General features: G+C 64.6%; 28 protein-coding genes and 1 tRNA gene. 19 read left to right on the top strand and 10 right to left on the bottom strand.

The genetic code is table 11. From position 1 onward, the window contains the following. Nucleotides 1-12 precede the first annotated feature (12 nt). Together CRO39_RS07600 and CRO39_RS07595 are read left to right on the top strand one after the other, a co-directional pair. Nucleotides 13-975, top strand: coding sequence for a phage late control D family protein (locus CRO39_RS07600; RefSeq protein ID WP_238394663.1), 963 nt, complete (start codon nt 13-15; stop codon nt 973-975). 192 nt (nt 976-1,167) lie between these two features. Further along, a complete protein-coding gene (locus CRO39_RS07595) occupies nt 1,168-1,797 on the top strand; it encodes a hypothetical protein (protein WP_141400745.1) in 630 nt (209 codons plus the stop codon). Nucleotides 1,798-1,868: 71 nt separating this feature from the next. Here the strand turns inward: CRO39_RS07595 and CRO39_RS07590 are convergent, their stop codons facing one another. The 5 genes from CRO39_RS07590 to CRO39_RS07570 form a co-directional block, all read right to left on the bottom strand. After that, nucleotides 1,869-2,135 (bottom strand): hypothetical protein, encoded by a 267-nt coding sequence (locus CRO39_RS07590; RefSeq protein ID WP_097121252.1) that lies wholly within the window; start codon nt 2,133-2,135, stop codon nt 1,869-1,871. Nucleotides 2,136-2,137: 2 nt separating this feature from the next. After that, nucleotides 2,138-2,818, bottom strand: coding sequence for an OB-fold putative lipoprotein (locus CRO39_RS07585; protein ID WP_217991840.1), 681 nt, complete (start codon nt 2,816-2,818; stop codon nt 2,138-2,140). An 80-nt stretch (nt 2,819-2,898) separates the two neighbouring features. After that, complete coding sequence (locus CRO39_RS07580) at nt 2,899-3,096, bottom strand: hypothetical protein (protein ID WP_097121251.1); 198 nt, start codon at nt 3,094-3,096, stop codon at nt 2,899-2,901. A gap of 34 nt (nt 3,097-3,130) precedes the next feature. Next, nucleotides 3,131-3,634, bottom strand: a complete 504-nt coding sequence (locus tag CRO39_RS07575; RefSeq protein WP_097121250.1) for a hypothetical protein — start codon at nt 3,632-3,634, stop codon at nt 3,131-3,133. Nucleotides 3,635-3,696: 62 nt separating this feature from the next. Further along, a complete protein-coding gene (locus CRO39_RS07570) occupies nt 3,697-4,107 on the bottom strand; it encodes a helix-turn-helix domain-containing protein (RefSeq protein ID WP_097121249.1) in 411 nt (136 codons plus the stop codon). 91 nt (nt 4,108-4,198) lie between these two features. Here CRO39_RS07570 and CRO39_RS07565 point away from each other — a divergent pair, with 91 nt between their 5' ends. The 17 genes from CRO39_RS07565 to CRO39_RS07490 all read left to right on the top strand — a co-directional run bounded on the left by CRO39_RS07565 (nt 4,199) and on the right by CRO39_RS07490 (nt 13,556). Beyond that, nucleotides 4,199-4,456: a DNA-binding protein gene (locus tag CRO39_RS07565; protein ID WP_097121248.1), complete on the top strand. Its 258-nt coding sequence runs from the start codon at nt 4,199-4,201 to the stop codon at nt 4,454-4,456. Between the two features lie 3 nt (nt 4,457-4,459). Further along, entirely contained in the window at nt 4,460-4,861 is a 402-nt protein-coding gene (locus CRO39_RS07560; RefSeq protein WP_097121247.1) for an ogr/Delta-like zinc finger family protein, read from the top strand. An 8-nt stretch (nt 4,862-4,869) separates the two neighbouring features. Next, a complete protein-coding gene (locus tag CRO39_RS20465) occupies nt 4,870-5,148 on the top strand; it encodes a hypothetical protein (RefSeq protein ID WP_141400744.1) in 279 nt (92 codons plus the stop codon). Continuing rightward, nucleotides 5,145-5,402, top strand: coding sequence for a hypothetical protein (locus CRO39_RS07555; protein ID WP_097121246.1), 258 nt, complete (start codon nt 5,145-5,147; stop codon nt 5,400-5,402). The genes CRO39_RS20465 and CRO39_RS07555 overlap by 4 nt, the downstream gene beginning before the upstream one ends. Then, on the top strand, nt 5,399-5,620 hold the full coding sequence (locus CRO39_RS07550; RefSeq protein WP_097121245.1) for a hypothetical protein: 222 nt from the start codon (nt 5,399-5,401) through the stop codon (nt 5,618-5,620). The genes CRO39_RS07555 and CRO39_RS07550 overlap by 4 nt, the downstream gene beginning before the upstream one ends. A 362-nt stretch (nt 5,621-5,982) precedes the next feature. Continuing rightward, nucleotides 5,983-6,204: a hypothetical protein gene (locus tag CRO39_RS07545; RefSeq protein ID WP_097121244.1), complete on the top strand. Its 222-nt coding sequence runs from the start codon at nt 5,983-5,985 to the stop codon at nt 6,202-6,204. Next, the gene (locus CRO39_RS07540) at nt 6,204-6,497 is read left to right on the top strand and encodes a hypothetical protein (protein ID WP_097121243.1); all 294 of its coding nucleotides are present in this window, start codon (nt 6,204-6,206) and stop codon (nt 6,495-6,497) included. The genes CRO39_RS07545 and CRO39_RS07540 overlap by 1 nt, the downstream gene beginning before the upstream one ends. Further along, a complete protein-coding gene (locus CRO39_RS07535; RefSeq protein ID WP_238394662.1) occupies nt 6,497-6,748 on the top strand; it encodes a hypothetical protein in 252 nt (83 codons plus the stop codon). The genes CRO39_RS07540 and CRO39_RS07535 overlap by 1 nt, the downstream gene beginning before the upstream one ends. A gap of 114 nt (nt 6,749-6,862) precedes the next feature. Then, nucleotides 6,863-9,550 (top strand): toprim domain-containing protein, encoded by a 2,688-nt coding sequence (locus CRO39_RS07530; RefSeq protein WP_097121242.1) that lies wholly within the window; start codon nt 6,863-6,865, stop codon nt 9,548-9,550. A 109-nt stretch (nt 9,551-9,659) separates the two neighbouring features. Further along, nucleotides 9,660-10,088: a hypothetical protein gene (locus CRO39_RS07525; RefSeq protein WP_238394661.1), complete on the top strand. Its 429-nt coding sequence runs from the start codon at nt 9,660-9,662 to the stop codon at nt 10,086-10,088. Next, nucleotides 10,081-10,266 (top strand): hypothetical protein, encoded by a 186-nt coding sequence (locus CRO39_RS07520; RefSeq protein WP_097121241.1) that lies wholly within the window; start codon nt 10,081-10,083, stop codon nt 10,264-10,266. Before CRO39_RS07525 ends, CRO39_RS07520 begins: the two co-directional genes overlap by 8 nt. Then, nucleotides 10,259-10,936 (top strand): hypothetical protein, encoded by a 678-nt coding sequence (locus CRO39_RS21080; RefSeq protein WP_202926331.1) that lies wholly within the window; start codon nt 10,259-10,261, stop codon nt 10,934-10,936. Before CRO39_RS07520 ends, CRO39_RS21080 begins: the two co-directional genes overlap by 8 nt. Continuing rightward, the gene (locus CRO39_RS21335; protein WP_097121240.1) at nt 10,933-11,658 is read left to right on the top strand and encodes a DNA-methyltransferase; all 726 of its coding nucleotides are present in this window, start codon (nt 10,933-10,935) and stop codon (nt 11,656-11,658) included. Before CRO39_RS21080 ends, CRO39_RS21335 begins: the two co-directional genes overlap by 4 nt. Further along, complete coding sequence (locus CRO39_RS07505) at nt 11,655-11,927, top strand: hypothetical protein (protein ID WP_097121239.1); 273 nt, start codon at nt 11,655-11,657, stop codon at nt 11,925-11,927. The genes CRO39_RS21335 and CRO39_RS07505 overlap by 4 nt, the downstream gene beginning before the upstream one ends. After that, on the top strand, nt 11,924-12,130 hold the full coding sequence (locus CRO39_RS07500; RefSeq protein WP_097121238.1) for a DUF7696 family protein: 207 nt from the start codon (nt 11,924-11,926) through the stop codon (nt 12,128-12,130). Before CRO39_RS07505 ends, CRO39_RS07500 begins: the two co-directional genes overlap by 4 nt. After that, a complete protein-coding gene (locus tag CRO39_RS07495) occupies nt 12,127-12,360 on the top strand; it encodes a hypothetical protein (RefSeq protein WP_097121237.1) in 234 nt (77 codons plus the stop codon). The genes CRO39_RS07500 and CRO39_RS07495 overlap by 4 nt, the downstream gene beginning before the upstream one ends. Beyond that, nucleotides 12,357-13,556, top strand: a complete 1,200-nt coding sequence (locus CRO39_RS07490; protein ID WP_097121236.1) for a site-specific integrase — start codon at nt 12,357-12,359, stop codon at nt 13,554-13,556. Before CRO39_RS07495 ends, CRO39_RS07490 begins: the two co-directional genes overlap by 4 nt. A 107-nt stretch (nt 13,557-13,663) precedes the next feature. On the opposite strand, the gene CRO39_RS07485 is transcribed toward CRO39_RS07490, so the two are convergent. The 5 genes from CRO39_RS07485 to pal form a co-directional block, all read right to left on the bottom strand. Further along, nucleotides 13,664-13,739: transfer RNA gene (locus CRO39_RS07485), tRNA-Lys, on the bottom strand. 93 nt (nt 13,740-13,832) lie between these two features. Next, the gene (gene queC / locus CRO39_RS07480) at nt 13,833-14,525 is read right to left on the bottom strand and encodes a 7-cyano-7-deazaguanine synthase QueC (RefSeq protein ID WP_274382267.1); all 693 of its coding nucleotides are present in this window, start codon (nt 14,523-14,525) and stop codon (nt 13,833-13,835) included. 64 nt (nt 14,526-14,589) lie between these two features. Continuing rightward, a complete protein-coding gene (gene queE, locus CRO39_RS07475) occupies nt 14,590-15,273 on the bottom strand; it encodes a 7-carboxy-7-deazaguanine synthase QueE (RefSeq protein WP_097121234.1) in 684 nt (227 codons plus the stop codon). Nucleotides 15,274-15,383: 110 nt separating this feature from the next. Continuing rightward, nucleotides 15,384-16,208 (bottom strand): tol-pal system protein YbgF, encoded by an 825-nt coding sequence (ybgF, locus tag CRO39_RS07470; RefSeq protein ID WP_097121233.1) that lies wholly within the window; start codon nt 16,206-16,208, stop codon nt 15,384-15,386. Nucleotides 16,209-16,218: 10 nt separating this feature from the next. Continuing rightward, nucleotides 16,219-16,731, bottom strand: coding sequence for a peptidoglycan-associated lipoprotein Pal (gene pal / locus CRO39_RS07465; RefSeq protein ID WP_097121232.1), 513 nt, complete (start codon nt 16,729-16,731; stop codon nt 16,219-16,221). Between the last annotated feature and the right edge of the window lie 47 nt (nt 16,732-16,778).

Genomic DNA, 16,778 nt, shown 5'->3' with positions numbered 1-16,778 from the left:
CCGGCGTGGCGCGTGGTGCTGCCGGGCGTCGACCTGACCGAACGCCTCAAGCCACGGCTGCTCGATCTGACCCTCACCGAATGCCGGGGCGGCGAGGCCGACCAGTTGGAGCTTCGGCTCCACGACCACGACGGCGCGTTGGCATTGCCGCGCAAAGGCGTACTGCTGCAGGCGGCCATCGGCTGGCGGGACGCCGGCCTGGTCGACAAGGGCAGCTTCAAAGTCGATGAGGTCGAGCACAGCGGCGCGCCGGACGTGATCACCGTGCGCGCCCGCAGCGCTGATCTCACTCAACCGCTACGCACGCGCCACGAACGCAGCTGGCACGACACCACGCTGGGCGCCATCTTGCGCAATCTGGCCGGCGAACATGGCCTACAGGCGCGCATCGCCCCGGCGCTGGCCAGTATCGCTATCTCGCACCTGGACCAGACGGAAGAGAGCGATGCCAACCTCCTCACGCGGCTGGCGAAGCGGTATGACGCGGTGGCCACCGTCAAGGCCGGCGCGCTGATCTTCGCTCCCATCGGTGCAGGCACAACTCCCACCGGTAACGTGCTGCCGGGCGCGACCATCACACGCGCCAGCGGCGACCAGCACCGCTATTCAACCGCCGACCGTGATGTCTATACCGGCGTGCGCGCCTATTGGCACGACAAGGCAGAGGCGCAGCGCAAGTCCGTACTGGTCGGCCAAAGCGGCAACGCCAAGCGCCTGCGCGAGTCCTACAGCAGCGAGGCCGAGGCGCGCGAACAGGCGAACGCGGAATGGCAGCGAATCCAGCGCGGCGCCGCGAAGTTCGCCCTCATCCTGGCCCTGGGCCGCGCCGACCTGTACCCGGAACAGCGCATCACCGTGGCGGGCTTCAAAGCCGGCATCGATGGCGAATGGCTGCTGGCGCGCACGACTCACACCATCACCGGCTCGGCGGGGTTTACCACCGCTCTGGAACTGGAAACCATCGTTGGCGCGTAGGCCGGCATCAATCCAGGTGGGCGCCAACACAGTGGGCGATACTCGCTTCGCGTACCGTCCGTGAGTTGCGCGCGATGGCAGTTCGCTATTACCCTCCCTCCGGACGTTTGCCAAGGTAGGCCTGCACCTTCCCTTGGACGCATGCGGCATCACAGCCCGCCGCCGCCGGGCAACGTTTCAGGGGAAAATCGAATGTCTCGCATCAATGCGTTGCTACTAGCAACCGCAGCCACAGCCGTGCTCTGCATGGGTTGCGTACCTGTCAAATTCAAGAAGTCCCAGGTCTCTGTCAAAGGGGATATAGAGAGCACCATCGGTTCGTTGTTCGTGTGGTCAAGTGACGTTTCAGCTGCGATTGCGTATGGTCCCAAGGCCGGTCGCGGTCCCATCTGCATGCAACGTGCGATGACTGCCGGTGCGACTTCGGTTGAAGCCTCAGGGTCTCTCTCTGACGCGGCCCTTAAGCTCGCCGATCCCACGGCCAATGCTGAGGGGAAAGAGCTTGCCGGTGCCGCGCTGGCAGTGAGCAATGCGGTCATGGCCCTCAGCGTGTCCACGGAGCGCACGGCCTACTTGGACACTGGGCTGTTCTATCTCTGCCAGCTGCACGCCAATGGCGCCATGACCTCTCCAGAGTTCGCCAGCGCGGTGGAGAAGCTGATCGAAAAGAGCGCCACCATGCCAACAGCCGCTACGTCGCTGGGTCAGCTCTTCGCGCCGCAGTTGCAGCGCGGGCAGCGAGGAGAGGGAAACGAAGAGTCGTCAACTCCGGCCAAAGACGGGGCGCATGGCACGCCGAAGGCGGAGGGGCCGAAGCCCTGATCAGGCTGCCGCTACTGCCTGCGCCAGCAAGTTTTAATACGAAGGGCCGCCTCAGGGCAGCCCTTCTGCTTTTACGGCCTCGGGCCGCGCGGCTCATCGTCCGGCGGTACCGGCGCCGGTGGCCGGGAAACGTACTGCTCGGCCCGTTGCAACAGCGCACGCGCAGCGCGCTTGCGGTCCAGCAGGATCACGTTGGCGATGCGTGATGCAGGATGAGTGGCCAGAACGGCACTGTTGGCAATCGCCTCCAGCGCTTCGTCCGGGAGCTTAGAAAGCAGCGCCGCCAAGTCCTGCTCGCTCATGAGCAGGGATTGCAGGTAAGCCTCCAGCGTCGTCATCCTTAGCGCACCTGGCATTCGTTGAGGATGGGCGAACTCAGCATGAGGCCGCCACCCACGCACACCACAGCGATCTGCTGGCCCTTGCTGAGACCGGCGGCCACACTCGGATCCAGTCCGCGCGCATGGATGGAAGCAAAATCGTTGGGGGTGCGGATCTCTACGTACGCTTCGTCGGTGAAGTCTTTGCTGATGCCGGCAACGGTGCCTGACACGGCCAGTTGGTTGCCTTTGTACTTGTCGTCAGCGGCCACTTCATTGGCTTCATAGTCGGCGAACAACTTCGCCGCGGTGATCTCCAGCGGCAGCGGTTTGAGGTCAAGACCGGCCGGAGCCTCAACCGCACTTGCCGACGCCGATTCCTGCGCTGCCTTGGCACGTTCGACATAATCCTGGTAGCCGCCGCTGCCACTGATCGCGGCGGCGCCGAAGATCGCCAAGCCGATGAAATAGACGATGGGCGAGACGATGATCGATGCCAGCAACGGCAACAGGCCGCCTACCGTCTTGCCGCGAGCCATGACCACGATGGCCAGTATGAAGGCTACCAGGTTAAGCGGCCATCCAACGAACAGACCGGCGCCTGGAATCGGAATGAGGAACAGCAGCCAAGCGATGGCCAGACAGATCCATGTGGCTTTGACCGGTGCAGTGCGGCTATCTTGAGAAGTAACGGTGTTCATCGATTCCCCTTCTTTTGGTTTGGTAAAAAGCATCAAATGCCGTACCCGCGTCAGCAGGCTTGCCGGCGCGGTAGGCGATATCAGCGATACAGGCGATCAATCTCTACGGCAGCTCGAAGCGTTTGGCTGACGTAGACAATCTTGTCCAAGTGGTCGGCCCACTTGGGGTCGCCCGGATCAATCTGAGTGCGGAGTTCCTCAATCACCATCAGCGCACTTTCCAACAGCCCGCTGCGGCGGTGATTCGTTTGTGTGGCAGTCGAAAGGAGAGCATCCATATTCTTGAGTCCTTGTCGAAGAATGTGCGGCCGACTACGACCGTAGCGACGTGATTAGCGTGCGTAGCCAGTCCGGCAGGGTGGAACCAGAAGAAGGTGTGCGCATGTCGAGTTCAGCATCAATCTTTGCCAGTACTGCTTCCAGCTCGGCGATGGTGTTCTTCCGGCGCTTTGCCCAGGTGCCAGAATAGATTCGGATCACCATCCAGGCTGCGACGGCACTACCGATCAGCATGCCCAGCGAGGTCATGTCCTTGGTCACGGCATCTGCATCTGGCATGTTGGCAACTGCCTGCGGGATCAGCGACCACAGCCAAAAGACAAGAACTGCAAAGATCAGCGTCGGGATCGCTGTATGCGCGCGCCGATAGGTCAGCCGTTTGATAACGGTCTTTCTGACGTCTCTGAGCTGCTTACCATCAATTTCGGCAAGCTGTCGCGGTTGCCCTCCCACATTGATCACAAGGGTGGTGGCAGTCACGCTGCCGTAGATCACCTGACCAATGTTGGTTTCCGGGGGGAGGTTCTTACTTTCCATCTACAGTCCTTGAATGGGGAGCCGATTACATCGGCCGTCTTCCTTGAAAGTTTAGGCAGGACTCAGCGCTTCCTCTTTCTACCGACTTGAATTGTCGCACCAGACTGATCCACGTTGCCTTGGACGACTTGCGCAATGTCGCTTGCAGTGATCGTGTAGGCCGCCTGCGGCGTCGCGGGTGCAGCGGCAAGTGCTGCCATCACCACCTTCTTCACTTCGCTCGATGCCGAACGATATTTGGCGAGTAGCCGCGTCTCATCTGGATCGTGCTGCCCTGTCCGTCGCCCGGTCAGCACGTAAACGATGTCGATACCCGCCAATGAAGCGCCGGCAAGATAGCCGCCACCGGGGCATTGCTCGCCCGATTCGTACTTGAGTTGCGCACGCTTGGACACGTTGCAGACGGTCGCTAGCGCTTCCTGCGTGTATCCAAGCCGCTCCCGCTCTTCTTTCAATCGTCTGCCGAAGTCCATCCAGCCGTCTCCCTTTTTGAATTACAGTTCACCTTGACAGGTGAACAATAGTTCACCATCATTTCGCGCAACTCCACGCGATGGCCCGCGCATGTCCGACCGCAAAGCTCGCCGCAAGGCTTCACCCTTACGCACCGCAGAACAGGCTCGTGCTTGGTTACGGGACAACGGCATCAGCGCCGCACAGTTCGCCCGCGACCACAATCTGAGCCTGGACGCGGTAAAGGAAGTGCTCCTCGGTCGCAGCAAGGCCAACTACGGCAAAGCACACCTCGCCGCCGTGGCGCTCGGAATAAAGCGTAACCCCCAAATCCCCACGCTGTCACCTAAATCTACCCGGACCGGGTGAGGCATGGCTGTCTTCTCTCCGCGCCGCAAGGTCGTTTTCAGCTGCCCCGCTTGCGGTGCACACCTGATCAAGCGCACCAGCTATTTGCTTCATCAATTTCTGCGCCACGACACGTTTGTATGTGACAACCCCGTGTGTAGCGCGGCATTCAGCGGACACACCGAACTCACGCATCTGGCCAGCCCTTCCGGCATGCCGCACGCCCCGCCCTGCGAGCTGCCACGTACCCCCGGCTCACGTCGAGACAAGACGCTCGAAAAATACCGCGATGACGATCTGGCCGCGCGAAAGAGCGCACAGACCGAGATGACGCTGAGCTTGGCGGTAAACGCCGACAACACCAATGGCGGCGACCTTGACGATGATGACGTTGAGGAACCGGTTGCCGATGACCACGACGACTGAGGCCTCCTATGCAGACACGCATCACCCTGGCGGACCTTCCCCGGGAACAGCAGTTATGCCTGACCACCGCCGTGCGCTGTAACGGATTGGTCGCCCGCAAAGTCGGATGGGTTGGCGTGCACTTCCATGACAGGGAGGGTTGCGCCGTCCACCTATCCGGCCCAGTAGCCGCGCTCGTGCGCCGTGGCCTGCTGCAGATGTCGCAGGCTGGCAGCGCGGCCTCTCCGACCGACCACGGCATTGCCGTGATCAACGGCGTCGCCGTCGCGCGCGAGGTACTGGCATGACCCGTTATCGCGACCGCTACGAGATTGGCGCCCGCGTGCGTACGACGCGCGCGTCGGCCAACTTCTTCGCCAAGGGCCAGCACGGCACCGTGATCGCATCTTCTGGCGACGGTAACTACCGGGTGCGTTTCGATAGGGGCGATGCGTGGTGGCTCAATGAAGCCGAATTCAAGCGCATTCCCGAGCGGCGGGCGTCCTACGTGGAGCGGCTGGCGTTGGCTTGGCATCGCATCTTGCGCGGGAGCCGGGCATGAAGCGCCAACTGGGCAAGGTCCATCGCGACGGCTGGGCGACGGCGCAGGCGCCGCGCTTGGTGTCTGGTCAGCAGCTCCCTGACGAACTGGCAATGCCGGCGGTGAAATCCCGTCAAGCCGAGCGCCTGCGCGCCGAGGTCGAGGCGCACATCCAGGGCGGCGGCACGTACCTGGTCATCACCACGCCCACCGCGTCAACGCGGCGGGGGCGTGCATGACGCTGGTCGCTATCGCTTCGCGCCGGCACGCGTCGATGACGCACCGCCGCCAATCACCACGATTCCCCCTTGACACCTTCGCCGGTCGGAGCAACTATTCCCACGTCGCCGCAAATTCGGTGACCGGGATTGGTCTCCCGATTGAGATGCGCGCAAAAGCGCCCATATCCGATGCAGGCGCTTTTTTCATGCCCGGCCTCGGTGCCAGGGCTTGCTGCCAGCCAGTTTATGGTGGGCGGCGCGGTGGGGGCTTCGGCCCCGCCGGGTGGCGCGTCTCCCCGGTAGACCAACTCCGCGTCGTCCACCACCTCCGATTGGTCTCGGCGGTGGCGGACTCCACAACGACATGGAGTACGCGCACCATGAAACAGCACACCTCCGCCACGCCCGGCAACAGCCCGGCACGGCACATCGCCACCTACTTCGGCGCCATCGCCGACACCCTCGACTGGGAATACACCGATTGGCAGGCCCTCAGCGCCCGCCTGCAAGCCAGCGGCACGCCCATTGGCCAGCTGACGCTGCACCAGGTCCATGTGGCCATCACCGGCACCGTGCGCAGCGCGCACAAAGCGGGTGCCTGATGCGCACTCGCTATGCTGCCCAGTACGAACTGGACATCCCTGGCGCGGTCGCCGAGCTGCGCGTTGGCGCCGATGGAACCCTGCGCCTGGATTGGTTCTCCAGCACGCCGGAGCGCTTCCATGTGGCCACCGCACTGTTGGAGCGGGACGCCGTGTCGCTGGCCGGTGACACCGGCCTGAACCTCGGGCCGCTGACGCTGCTGATGCCACCCAAGCGCCTGCGTCTGCTGGCCGACGCATTACACGCGCACGGCTTCACCGGCTGCGCGTGGGCCACGACGGAGGGCGCGTAATGGGCAACGTGACCAAGCATCCCGCCAATGCCCCGCGCAAGCGCCACGATGATGGCCAAATCATCCCCGGCGACGACTACGACCGCCTGTGGCGCGCCCAGCAGGCCGCCATGCTGTTGGCCGCGATTAACAACGACGTGGCCGTGGCGGCAGGGGTCAGCCACGACGCCACCGCGGCCGTTGCCGAGTACATCCGCGACGACATGCTGGAGATTCTCAACCACTCACAGCTGACCAGCGAGTCCCTGTAACACCGCCCCGCAGGCCAGGGCGGTGCGCCAACACCGCTCAGGCCTGACCACCGACGTCAGGAGAGAGAGCCATGCAACACCCCAACACCACCGAGGCGGCAGGTTAACCACCCCATGCAAGAAGATCTGCGCCAGCAGGTAATCCAGCGGCTTGAGCGCGACTACAAGCTCAAGCTGCGTGTCGGCACGACGTACATGCGCGGCGGCACATGCCCGTCGTGCAGCAAGAAAGAGCTGTACTGCAACCATGCCAGCCCGTGGGTGGTGCGCTGCGGGCGCCAGGCCAAGTGTGGCCGCGAAATCCACGTCAAGGACGTCTACGACGATCTGTTCGACGACTGGAGCAATCGCCACCCGACGACCGACGCCAACCCGCACGCTGCGGCCGAGGCCTACCTGCAGCACGCGCGCGGCTTCGACCTGACGCGCGTGCGCGGGCTGTTCACGCAGGAGAACTACTACAACCCCAAACTCAAGGCCGGCAGCGCCACCGTGCGCTTCCCGCTGGAGCGCGGCCAATGGTGGGAGCGCCTGATCGACCGCCCGCACCGATTCGGCAAGATGAAAGCCCGGTTTGCGCCGGGCCAGAGCTTCGCCGGCACCTGGTGGGCGCCGCAGGAGGTCACCGAGCGGCTGGCCGAGGTGCAAGAACTGTGGATCGTGGAAGGCATCTTCGATGCGCTGGCGCACCTGCACCACGGCCAGGACGCCGTGTCGGCCATGTCCTCCAACCAGTTTCCGGAAGGCTCGCTGCGCAAGCTGCTGGAGCTGCGGCGCGGCAACCTGCCGACACTGATCTGGGCACCGGACAACGAGCCGACCGCACGCGACTACCTGCGCAAGCATGTGGCGCGAGCCCGCGCCATGGGCTTCCCCTGCAAGGCCGCGCTGGTCCCGCAGCGCGACCGCAAAGTGGATTGGAACGACCTGCATTTGCGTGCCCTGTCGCACGGCGACAAGGTCGACCAGGCGAAGCAGTGGGCCGACGATGTGGCCGAGGCGCGTTACCAGGGCGACCTGGTGCTGGCCAAGACGGCCAAGGACAAGGCGTTGCTGATCTTCAACCACGACGGCCGCCACGAGTTCCATCTGGAGTTCAAGGCCCGCCTGTGGTGGTTCGACTTCGACAGCAGCCGCTTCGAGAAGGTCAAGAAGGAATTTGTCGGCCAGCACGGCGAAGAGGACATCGACGAACACCTGCCCAAGCTGCAGGCCGCCGCCGCGTCGGTGCGCGAAATCGCCAACTGCTACCCGGAAGCGCTGTATTTCCAACGCAACGAGGTCACCGACGAATCCTGGTACTTCTTCCGGGTGGACTTCCCACACGAGGCGCCCAGCGTCAAGGGCACGTTTACCGCCTCGCAGACGCTCAACGCGCCCACCTTCCGCGACCGGCTGGCCAGCTTCGCGCCGGGCGCCGTGTTCGACGGCACCGCGTCGGAGTTGATCCACGTGATGAAGGACCAGCTGTTCAACATCAAGAAGGTCGACACCATCGACTTCGTCGGCTACAGCAAGGAACACCGCGCGTACCTGCTCGGTGACCTGGCCGTGCGCGATGGCGAGCTGGTGCAGGCGAACGAAGAGGACTACTTCGAGTTCGACAAGCTACGCCTGAAAACCACCCAGAAGTCGATCAAGCTGGAGATTCAGCGCGATGCCGACGGCTACCGCACCGACTGGCTGCCGTGGCTGTGGACCTGCTTCGGCACGCACGGCATGGTCGCCCTGACGTTCTGGTTTGGCTCGCTGTTTGCCGAGCAAATCCGCACGGCCCACAAGAGCTACCCGTTTCTGGAAGCCACGGGCGAGGCCGGCGCCGGCAAGACCACGCTGCTGACGTTCCTGTGGAAGCTGCTGGGCCGCAGCGACTACGAGGGTTTCGACCCGGCCAAGTCGTCGAAGGCCGGTCGCGCCCGTGCGATGGGCCAGATCTCTGGCATGCCGGTGGTGCTGCTGGAAGCCGACCGTAACGAGCCGGACAAGGCCCACGCCAAGACGTTCGAGTGGGACGAACTGAAGGACTTCTTCGGCGGCGGCACACTGGCCACACGCGGCGTGCGCAACGGCGGCAACGATACCTATGAACCACCGTTTCGGGGCACTATCGTGATCAGCCAGAACGCGGCCGTGGACGCCAGCGAAGCGATTCTGACGCGCATCGTAAAGCTGCACTTCAAGCGGCCCGAGGTCACTACGAACAGCCGCATCGCGGCCGACAACCTCAACGCACTGCCGGTCGAGTCCCTGAGCCACTTTTTGATCAAAGCGATCAAGGCCGAGCGCCTGGTGCTGGAGAAATTCGCCGAGCGCGCCCGCTTCTACGAGGCGGCGCTGCGTGAGCGCAAGGAAATCCGTGTCGAGCGCGTGATCAAGAATCACGCGCAGATGCTGGCCCTGTTCGATTGCCTGCGACTGGTGGTGGACATCCCCGTGCCGATGATCGAGGCCACGCGCGATGCGCTGGTGAACATGGCGCTGGAACGGCAGACGGCCATCAACGCCGATCACCCGCAGATCGTGGAGTTCTGGGAGGTCTACGAGTACCTGGAAGGGATGCAGGCCGGGCCGGTGGTCAACCACTCGCGTGACCCCAAGCGCATCGCCATCAACCTCAACGAGTTCTACGCCAAGGCCGCCCACCACTCCCAGCGGCTGGCCGATCTCAACATCGTGCGTGCGCTGCTGCGCAACTCGCGCCGCCACAAGTTCATCGACGCCAACACGGCCGTGAACAGTTACATCCGCGCTGGACAGCCTGATAAGCCGGCCATCGTGAAGTGCTGGGTATTCCAAGCATGAACACCGCGTCCCACCCCGCCGGCGGTTAGCCGGAGAAAGCGGGTCCGGCGGGCGGTGCGCCAACACCTCCCCTCGGGCCTTCCCCAACGAAGCTCAGGAGATGAGAGCCATGCAACAGATGTGCGGGGATGTCCCCACCACCGTTACACCTTCGCCGAGTCCAGCCACCGGACCCGGCGCGAACCCTACCACGCCGGTGGTTAATGGCGTGGATTTTGGCGCCCCCGGCGGCGATTGCCACGCCGAGGTGCACGTCCGCATCGAGCGGAACAAGGTGGTCCTTACCGGCGTGCTGCAGATGGGCGGCCGTGTGGAGGTTGTGAAGTGCTGGCAGCGCCGTGCGGGTCATGGCCGGGGCTGGATAACCAAGACTCCCGACTTCATCCAGTGCGCCGAGGCCCGGCTGAGCAAGGAGCTGGCCGAGTACCTGGACGGGCTGCGCTTTCCGTTCGAGGTGGCCAACCTGCTGCCGCGGCCGGTAACCGCTGCGGGCGTCGAGGCACGAGCGGCCGCCGCGACGGAGGTGGCCCATGCTTGATCTGGTCGCCCTGCTCGCACTAAGCGCCGCGCCAGCCGCTGGCGGTGCGCTCGTCTACCACCTGGTCACCACTCGCGCCCAGAAGCCCGCTCAGGCGGCGCTGGCGGTGGGCCAGATTCCGATGACCGTGCGCCGTCGGCGTGCGATGGCCGTGCGCCGGGAGGTGGCCCATGTCTGAGGCCTTCTGGCGCATGCGCCGAGAACTGGAAGCCGCCCACGCAATCATCGAGCTGGCCCGCTGCACGATGAGTTCCTTCGACCTGAGTCTGCTGGAACAGCGGGTACAAGACGCCAACCTGGCCGGGCGCGACGCGCTTCGCGCCCAGGACCGTACAGCCGCGCTCAGCGAGGCCGATAGCCTGGTGACGGATCGCCCGATCCTGCCTCCGCACACAGCCAGCATGCTGGGGCTGGTGGCCACCCTGATCGCACTTGGCAAGGCCGATGCCATCGCGGCCGCTGAACTTACCCGTGTTGCCAACCGCCTGCGGCGCACGGTCGCGAACTTCGGCGTAACGTTGATCGCAGACGAACGCGCACGCCAGTGCGAAATCGAGGGGTTCTCGCCGGCTGGCGACAGCGGCTACGGCGCCGAGGAGTTGGCGATGGCCGCGGCCTGCTACGCCATGCCCCTGAAGGATCCGCGCCGGACGGATGCCATGTGCTTCAACACGGCGCCCGAGGGTTGGCCGTTCGCCAAGAAGTGGTGGAAGCCGGCGCCCGTCACCAGCGACGGCCAAGGCAACGCCTACGTGGATCCGTCCGCCCGCCTGCGCGAACTGGTGAAGGCCGGCGCGCTGATTGCCGCACAGATCGATGCGCACATCGTGCGGAAGGGGTTGGCATGATCCGCATGTTCCGTCCGACCAAGACCAACGGCATCCAACAGGCCGCACGCATCGGTGCGGCCGTCATGTACTGCGGGGACAGCGAACGCATCATCGGCCAGTTGCAGCCGGTTGCAGCGGTGATCACCGACCCGCCGTATGCCGGCCGCACGCACCGTAATGCCAAGACCAACAAGAAGGGCGCGCGCGACAAGCAACTGGTGACGTTCGATGCGTTCACCGATGCGCAGTTCACGGTCGCCGCTCGCGCTTGGCTGTCGGTCGCAGAGGGCTGGTGCGTGGCGACGTGTGACATGCGCCACGGCCGGCTCCTGTACGACTGGCCCGAGTTCATCCGCCGGGGCATCTGGGTAAAGCAGAATCCCGTGCCGCAGATGACCGGTGACCGGCCTGGCCAGGGTCACGAAGAGATCGCCATCTTGCACGCGGGTAAGCGACGCAAGCGTTGGAATCGCCGTGGCGGTCCGGGGACGTGGATCACGCCGGTCTGCAATAAGGCCAGCGTGCCGACCGAGAAACCGCTGGCGCTGCTTCGCGCCCTGGTCACGGACTTCACCGCCCCTGGTGAAATCGTGTTGGACCCCTTCGCCGGCAGCGGCACCACAGGGGCCGCGTGCCTGGAGCAAGGGCGCGGCTTTATCGGCATCGAGCGCGACCCGGAACGTTTCGCCATCGCGGTGAAACGGCTGCGGGCGGCGGCAAAACAAGGAGGTCGGCCATGACTCAGCGCCAGGTCGACCACGACATGCCCTTGCCCCGCTGCCAGGCAGGGCATCTGGCGCGGCATATCCACGACTGCAGGCAGGCGACCGCTGGCGGCGGCCATTTCATCGAATGCCGGTGCGGCGCCACGAAGAAGTGCCCCGACTTCGACACGGCCCTGCAAGAGTGGAAGCGCATGCATCGCGTCCGCACACCACGACCACCGGCGGGGCCAGCTGAGAACGTGGTGCTGTTCGCCCTGTTCGGCACCGGAGGCAAAGCCCGATGACGGATACCAGCACGGAAGCCCACCGCCGCGCCTGTGAAGCGCGGACGTGGCTGCGCGAGGGCTATGTCACTGAGGCCAAGGTGGCCGAACTCATGCAACGAATCAGCGACAAGCGTGGCTGCGCTGCCGCCAACGAACTGCGCGAGGAAATGCGTCTGCAGTGGAAAAGCCGCCGCGAGTGGTGGGAGGGCGCACCGCTATGACCGAGAAGATCCTCACTTTCGCCGCACTACAGCGCATGTGTCGGCCCACGGGGCCGGCGCCCCGAGCATCCACCGTGGTGCGCTGGGCGGAGCGCCAGCACATCCGCTACAAGTACGATGGTCAGGGCGGCATCTGGACAACCATGGAGGCGCTGAACGCGGCTCTCGGTGTTTCGGCGCGACCGGTCTCCGCCAACGACGAACCGCGTATCGAGGACATGATTGCATGAGGCCTGGACGAAACAGGAAGTTCAATCCCGACATTCCAGCTCACATCGACCAGAACGCACTACCGGTGGGCATCTATTGGAGTGACAACCGATGGTTCATTTACGAACCTCACCCTGAAGGTGGCCGTCCGCGCAAGCGGACGGTGGCCTTCGCCAAGGCGCGGCTGTCGGAGTTGCACGCGATCATGGAGGTGGCTCGCGGCGGCGACAATCGAGGCTCGCTGGGCTACCTGTGCGATCAGTTCGTCAAATCCGGCGAGTTCAACTCGCTGGCCTCGGGCACTCAGAAGGACTACGCGCAGTGCGCAAGCGAGGCCAAAGGATTCGTGCTGACGGATGGGAGCAAATTGGGTGAGGTGCAGGTGGCCCGCCTGCGCGTGCCGGCCATCCAGCGCATGGTGGAGGCCATCGCAACGGGCCGGCAGGCCAGGGGCAAACTGCCGGCACTGGATCCGCGCCCTTCCAAGGCGAATCATGTCCTGCGCTACTTGCGCCGCCTGTTCGCTTGGGGTATTCGGTTCGGCCACTGCGAGCACAATCCGGCTCAAGGTGTTCGCCAGGCGCGCGAGCTGGCCGAGTTCAAGATGCCCGCCCCGGAAGTGTTCGTCGCCATGCTGGAATTCGTGCGAGTGCGAGGTAGCTTGACCGCTCACACTCGCGGGAGCGTTTCGCCCTACCTGCACGCAGTGATGCTGCTGGCGTACAACGTGCGACTGCGCGGCATTGAGGTAACTACGCTCACCGATGCCAACCACACCGAACAGGGCATCCGCACCAACCGCCGCAAAGGTTCGCGCGACAACATCACAGAGTGGAATGACGCGCTGCGCGAGGCTTGGGATTGGCTGGCCAAGTACCGCAAGGAGCGCATGAAAGCGCACGAGCGCCCTATCCCGCTGAAACCGGAACGGCGCCGCCTGCTGGTATCCCAGAGCGGAACACCGCTGACGAAATCCGCATTGGATTCAGCCTGGCAGCGCGCCATCACCATGGCGATCCGCGAGGGCGTCATCGCGGAAGAGGACCGTTTCAGCCTGCACGGCCTCAAGCACCGAGGCGTGACCGACACCGAGGGAAACTTCGGCGATCTGCAGGACAGCAGCGGCCATGTCGCTCCAGCAATGGTGAGGCGTTACGCGCACGACGTGCCGGTGGTGCAACCGCCCAAGCTGCCGAAGGCAACCGGCGATCAGTAGCCGTCACAGGCGCCCGTGGAACATCGTCACGGGCGCGAATTTTTCCGGGAATTTTTCCGGAGCCATCAAAAAAGGCACTTGGGGCTAACCTAAGTGCCTGATGCATATGGTGGGCCGTGAAGGATTCGAACCTTCGACCAAAAGATTAAAAGTCTTCTGCTCTACCGACTGAGCTAACGGCCCATGAAAACCCCGACATTGCGCCGGGGTGTGCATTCTAACCCAGCTGCGGCGCACAGCGAAATCCAGCGGGAAGCCGCCGGTTTGCGGGCGCGCTCAGGCGTAGCGGGTCGGATCCGGCACGTCGGCGTCGGCGAAGCCGGCCGCACGCAGTTGGCAGGCGTCGCAGTGGCCGCAGGCGCGGCCCTGTTCATCGGCGCGGTAGCAGGAGACCGTCTGCGCGAAATCCACCCCCAGCCGCACGCCTTCGCGCACGATATCGGCCTTGCTGAGCTTCAGCAGCGGGGCGTGGATGCGCAGACCGGCGCCTTCCACGCCGGCCTTGGTAGCCAGGTTGGCGAGCTTTTCGAACGCGTCGATGAACTCGGGCCGGCAATCCGGATAGCCGGAATAGTCGACCGCGTTGACGCCGCAGAAAATGTCCGTGGCGCCCAGCACTTCCGCCCAGCCCAACGCTACCGACAGCATGATGGTGTTGCGCGCCGGCACATAGGTCACCGGAATGCCGCCGCCGCCGGCCTCGGGGACCTCGATGTCGTCGGTCAGCGCGGAACCGCCGATGCTGCGCAGGTCCACATGCACGGTCTTGTGCGCCACCGCGCCCAGCGAATCGGCCACCCGCACGGCCGCTTCCAGTTCGGAGGTATGCCGCTGCCCGTAGCGCACGCTGAGCGCATGCACGGCATAGCCCTGCTCGCGGGCGATGGCAACGACGACGGCGGAGTCCATGCCACCGGAGAGAAGGACGACGGCTTTTTTCATGGTAGGTCGTGATTGGTGATTCGTGATTCGCGATTCGGACGAGGCATTGGCTGCCCCTGCAAATCACGAATCACCAATGACCAACCACCGGTCACCTTCCCGGCTCGTCGTCCCACAGCAGTTTGTGCAACTGCATCTGGAAACGCACCGGCAGGCGGTCGGCGACGATCCAGTCGGCCAGCTCGCGCGGCGGCAGTTCGGATTTGCTGGGCGAGAACAGCACGTCGCAGCGTTCGGCCAGGCGGTGCTGGGCGACCATGTCGCGCGCCCATTCGTAGTCGGCGCGGCCGCACAGCACGAACTTGACCTGGTCGCGCGGGGTCAGCAACGCAAGGTTCTCCAGCCGGTTGCGCGCCATTTCCTTGGAGCCGGGGGTTTTCAGGTCCAGCACCCGCGACACCCGCGCATCGACGCCGGTAATGTCGATGGCGCCGGAGGTTTCCAGCGACACGTCGTAGCCGGCATCGCAGAGCCTGCGCAGCAGCCCCAGGCAGCGCTTCTGCGACAGCGGTTCGCCGCCGGTGACGCAGACATGGCGGACGCCGTGACCGGCCACTTCGGCCAGGATGGCGTCGATGTCCCACCACTGCCCGCCATGGAAGGCGTAAGCGGTATCGCAGTACTGGCAGCGCAGCGGGCAGCCGGTCAGGCGCACGAACACGGTCGGCCAGCCGGCCGCGTTGGCCTCGCCCTGCAAGGACAGGAAGATCTCGGTGATCTTCAGCCGATCGCTGGACGACTGGACGATTTCGCTGGGGATGGACGCGGCATTCATCGGCACAGGTTACGCCGCTCGCCGGCGACGCGGTAAGGCGCGCCAATGGCGCGGATGTTCGTTTTCAGGCTGAGCCGGATGCGCCGTGGGCGCGCATGCCCGGGCTGGAATCAGCGGACCCGGCCCAACTGGATGGCGCGCAGGCGGTCATCGGCGGTACGGGCGACATCGCTGCCGGGGTACTGGCTGACCACGCTGCCCAAGGTGCGTTCGGCCCGCTCCACCTGGCCCAGTCCGTACTCGGACAGGCCCAGCTTGAGCAGCGAACCGGCGGCCTTGTCGTGGGTGGGATAGCGCTCCAGCAATGCGCGGAACTGCTGCGCGGCCAGTTCGTAATTCTGGGTGACGTAATAGCTCTCGCCCAACCAGTACAACGCGTTGGGGGCATAGACGCCGTTGGGGTACAACTCGAGGAAACTGGTGAACAACTGTGCCGAATCGACATAGTCGCCGGCCTTGAGCTTGTCGAACGCCACGTTGTAGGCGGTGCGCTCGTCGCCGGCCTGGGCCAGCGCGCCAACATCGCCATGCACGCGCGGAGCGGCGTCCGCGACTGCGGTGGCGGCAACCGGCACCGTTGGGGCAACCGGCGCTGCGGCAGTCCCGCCAGAAGGCACCGCCACCGGCGGAACCGCCCCGGGTACCCCGCCCTCCAGCCGGTTGAGCCGGCCGTCGAGGTCAAGGTACTGGTCGCGGTTGCGCTGCTTGATTTGTTCCAGTTCGTTCTGCAGCAGTTCGATCTGCTCGCGCAGCTGGCGCAGTTCGTTTTCCTGCTGGGTCACCCGGTTCAACAAATCCATGTTGCCCTGGTTGTTGTTGGCCTGGATCTCCAATGCGCTGACGCGGTCGGCCAGGCTTTGGCGTTGCGCATGCGCGGGTGCGGCGGCCACCAGGGCCGCCGCAAGTACCAGCATCGACTGTTTCGTCAGTGCCATCGCTTAAAGATCAGCGGGCGGTGTAGACGATTTCGACGCGGCGATTCTGCGACCAGCAGGATTCGCCGGACTCGGTGCAGACCGGACGCTCTTCGCCGTAGCTGACGACGGTCAGCTGCGAACCGGAACCGCCGTTGGCCTGCAGTGCCGAAGACACCGAGTTGCCGCGGCGTTCGCCCAGACCCAGGTTGTATTCGCGGCTGCCGCGCTCGTCGGCATGGCCTTCCAGGGTGATGCGCGAGGACGGACGGTCACGCAGGTACTTGGCATGGCAACCCATGATGGCCTGGAATTCCGGCTTCACCAGATCGCGGTCCAGATCGAAGTAGACCACGCGCTGGCGCAGGCAGGCATCGGTATCCAGATCGTTGGGGCCGTAGACGCCGGAGGTGGTCGGGCCGGTCGGCGTGGTCGGGGTGGTGACGGTGTCGGTCGGCTGGGTTTCCTTGACGGCTTTCTTACAGCCGGCCAGGACGGCCACGGACAGCAGGGACAGCATCAAGATACGGGCAGTGTTGTTCATGGTCATTCCTTGGGCTTATCGCGGGGAGTGGTGTGGGGACGAGAATT

Source organism: Pseudoxanthomonas wuyuanensis (assembly GCF_900215535.1).
Classification (GTDB): Bacteria; Pseudomonadota; Gammaproteobacteria; order Xanthomonadales; family Xanthomonadaceae; genus Pseudoxanthomonas_A; species Pseudoxanthomonas_A wuyuanensis.
Note: the sequence above shows the minus strand (reverse complement) of the source record. Positions and strands in the feature narration are given on the sequence as shown.

What these genes read in the sequence shown, in the direction of transcription:
- CRO39_RS07520 (WP_097121241.1), top strand. Translation starts at nt 10,081, where the DNA reads ATGCTTGATCTGGTCGCCCTGCTCGCACTAAGCGCCGCGCCAGCCGCT.
- CRO39_RS07535 (WP_238394662.1), top strand. Translation starts at nt 6,497, where the DNA reads ATGGGCAACGTGACCAAGCATCCCGCCAATGCCCCGCGCAAGCGCCAC.
- CRO39_RS07585 (WP_217991840.1), bottom strand. Translation starts at nt 2,818, where the DNA reads ATGAACACCGTTACTTCTCAAGATAGCCGCACTGCACCGGTCAAAGCC.
- CRO39_RS07505 (WP_097121239.1), top strand. Translation starts at nt 11,655, where the DNA reads ATGACTCAGCGCCAGGTCGACCACGACATGCCCTTGCCCCGCTGCCAG.
- CRO39_RS07500 (WP_097121238.1), top strand. Translation starts at nt 11,924, where the DNA reads ATGACGGATACCAGCACGGAAGCCCACCGCCGCGCCTGTGAAGCGCGG.
- CRO39_RS07560 (WP_097121247.1), top strand. Translation starts at nt 4,460, where the DNA reads ATGGCTGTCTTCTCTCCGCGCCGCAAGGTCGTTTTCAGCTGCCCCGCT.
- CRO39_RS20465 (WP_141400744.1), top strand. Translation starts at nt 4,870, where the DNA reads ATGCAGACACGCATCACCCTGGCGGACCTTCCCCGGGAACAGCAGTTA.
- CRO39_RS07555 (WP_097121246.1), top strand. Translation starts at nt 5,145, where the DNA reads ATGACCCGTTATCGCGACCGCTACGAGATTGGCGCCCGCGTGCGTACG.
- CRO39_RS21335 (WP_097121240.1), top strand. Translation starts at nt 10,933, where the DNA reads ATGATCCGCATGTTCCGTCCGACCAAGACCAACGGCATCCAACAGGCC.
- CRO39_RS07550 (WP_097121245.1), top strand. Translation starts at nt 5,399, where the DNA reads ATGAAGCGCCAACTGGGCAAGGTCCATCGCGACGGCTGGGCGACGGCG.
- queE (WP_097121234.1), bottom strand. Translation starts at nt 15,273, where the DNA reads ATGAATGCCGCGTCCATCCCCAGCGAAATCGTCCAGTCGTCCAGCGAT.
- CRO39_RS07565 (WP_097121248.1), top strand. Translation starts at nt 4,199, where the DNA reads ATGTCCGACCGCAAAGCTCGCCGCAAGGCTTCACCCTTACGCACCGCA.
- CRO39_RS07490 (WP_097121236.1), top strand. Translation starts at nt 12,357, where the DNA reads ATGAGGCCTGGACGAAACAGGAAGTTCAATCCCGACATTCCAGCTCAC.
- CRO39_RS07595 (WP_141400745.1), top strand. Translation starts at nt 1,168, where the DNA reads ATGTCTCGCATCAATGCGTTGCTACTAGCAACCGCAGCCACAGCCGTG.
- pal (WP_097121232.1), bottom strand. Translation starts at nt 16,731, where the DNA reads ATGAACAACACTGCCCGTATCTTGATGCTGTCCCTGCTGTCCGTGGCC.
- CRO39_RS07495 (WP_097121237.1), top strand. Translation starts at nt 12,127, where the DNA reads ATGACCGAGAAGATCCTCACTTTCGCCGCACTACAGCGCATGTGTCGG.
- CRO39_RS07575 (WP_097121250.1), bottom strand. Translation starts at nt 3,634, where the DNA reads ATGGAAAGTAAGAACCTCCCCCCGGAAACCAACATTGGTCAGGTGATC.
- CRO39_RS07525 (WP_238394661.1), top strand. Translation starts at nt 9,660, where the DNA reads ATGCAACAGATGTGCGGGGATGTCCCCACCACCGTTACACCTTCGCCG.
- CRO39_RS07590 (WP_097121252.1), bottom strand. Translation starts at nt 2,135, where the DNA reads ATGACGACGCTGGAGGCTTACCTGCAATCCCTGCTCATGAGCGAGCAG.
- CRO39_RS07580 (WP_097121251.1), bottom strand. Translation starts at nt 3,096, where the DNA reads ATGGATGCTCTCCTTTCGACTGCCACACAAACGAATCACCGCCGCAGC.
- CRO39_RS07540 (WP_097121243.1), top strand. Translation starts at nt 6,204, where the DNA reads ATGCGCACTCGCTATGCTGCCCAGTACGAACTGGACATCCCTGGCGCG.
- ybgF (WP_097121233.1), bottom strand. Translation starts at nt 16,208, where the DNA reads ATGGCACTGACGAAACAGTCGATGCTGGTACTTGCGGCGGCCCTGGTG.
- CRO39_RS07545 (WP_097121244.1), top strand. Translation starts at nt 5,983, where the DNA reads ATGAAACAGCACACCTCCGCCACGCCCGGCAACAGCCCGGCACGGCAC.
- CRO39_RS07530 (WP_097121242.1), top strand. Translation starts at nt 6,863, where the DNA reads ATGCAAGAAGATCTGCGCCAGCAGGTAATCCAGCGGCTTGAGCGCGAC.
- CRO39_RS07570 (WP_097121249.1), bottom strand. Translation starts at nt 4,107, where the DNA reads ATGGACTTCGGCAGACGATTGAAAGAAGAGCGGGAGCGGCTTGGATAC.
- CRO39_RS21080 (WP_202926331.1), top strand. Translation starts at nt 10,259, where the DNA reads ATGTCTGAGGCCTTCTGGCGCATGCGCCGAGAACTGGAAGCCGCCCAC.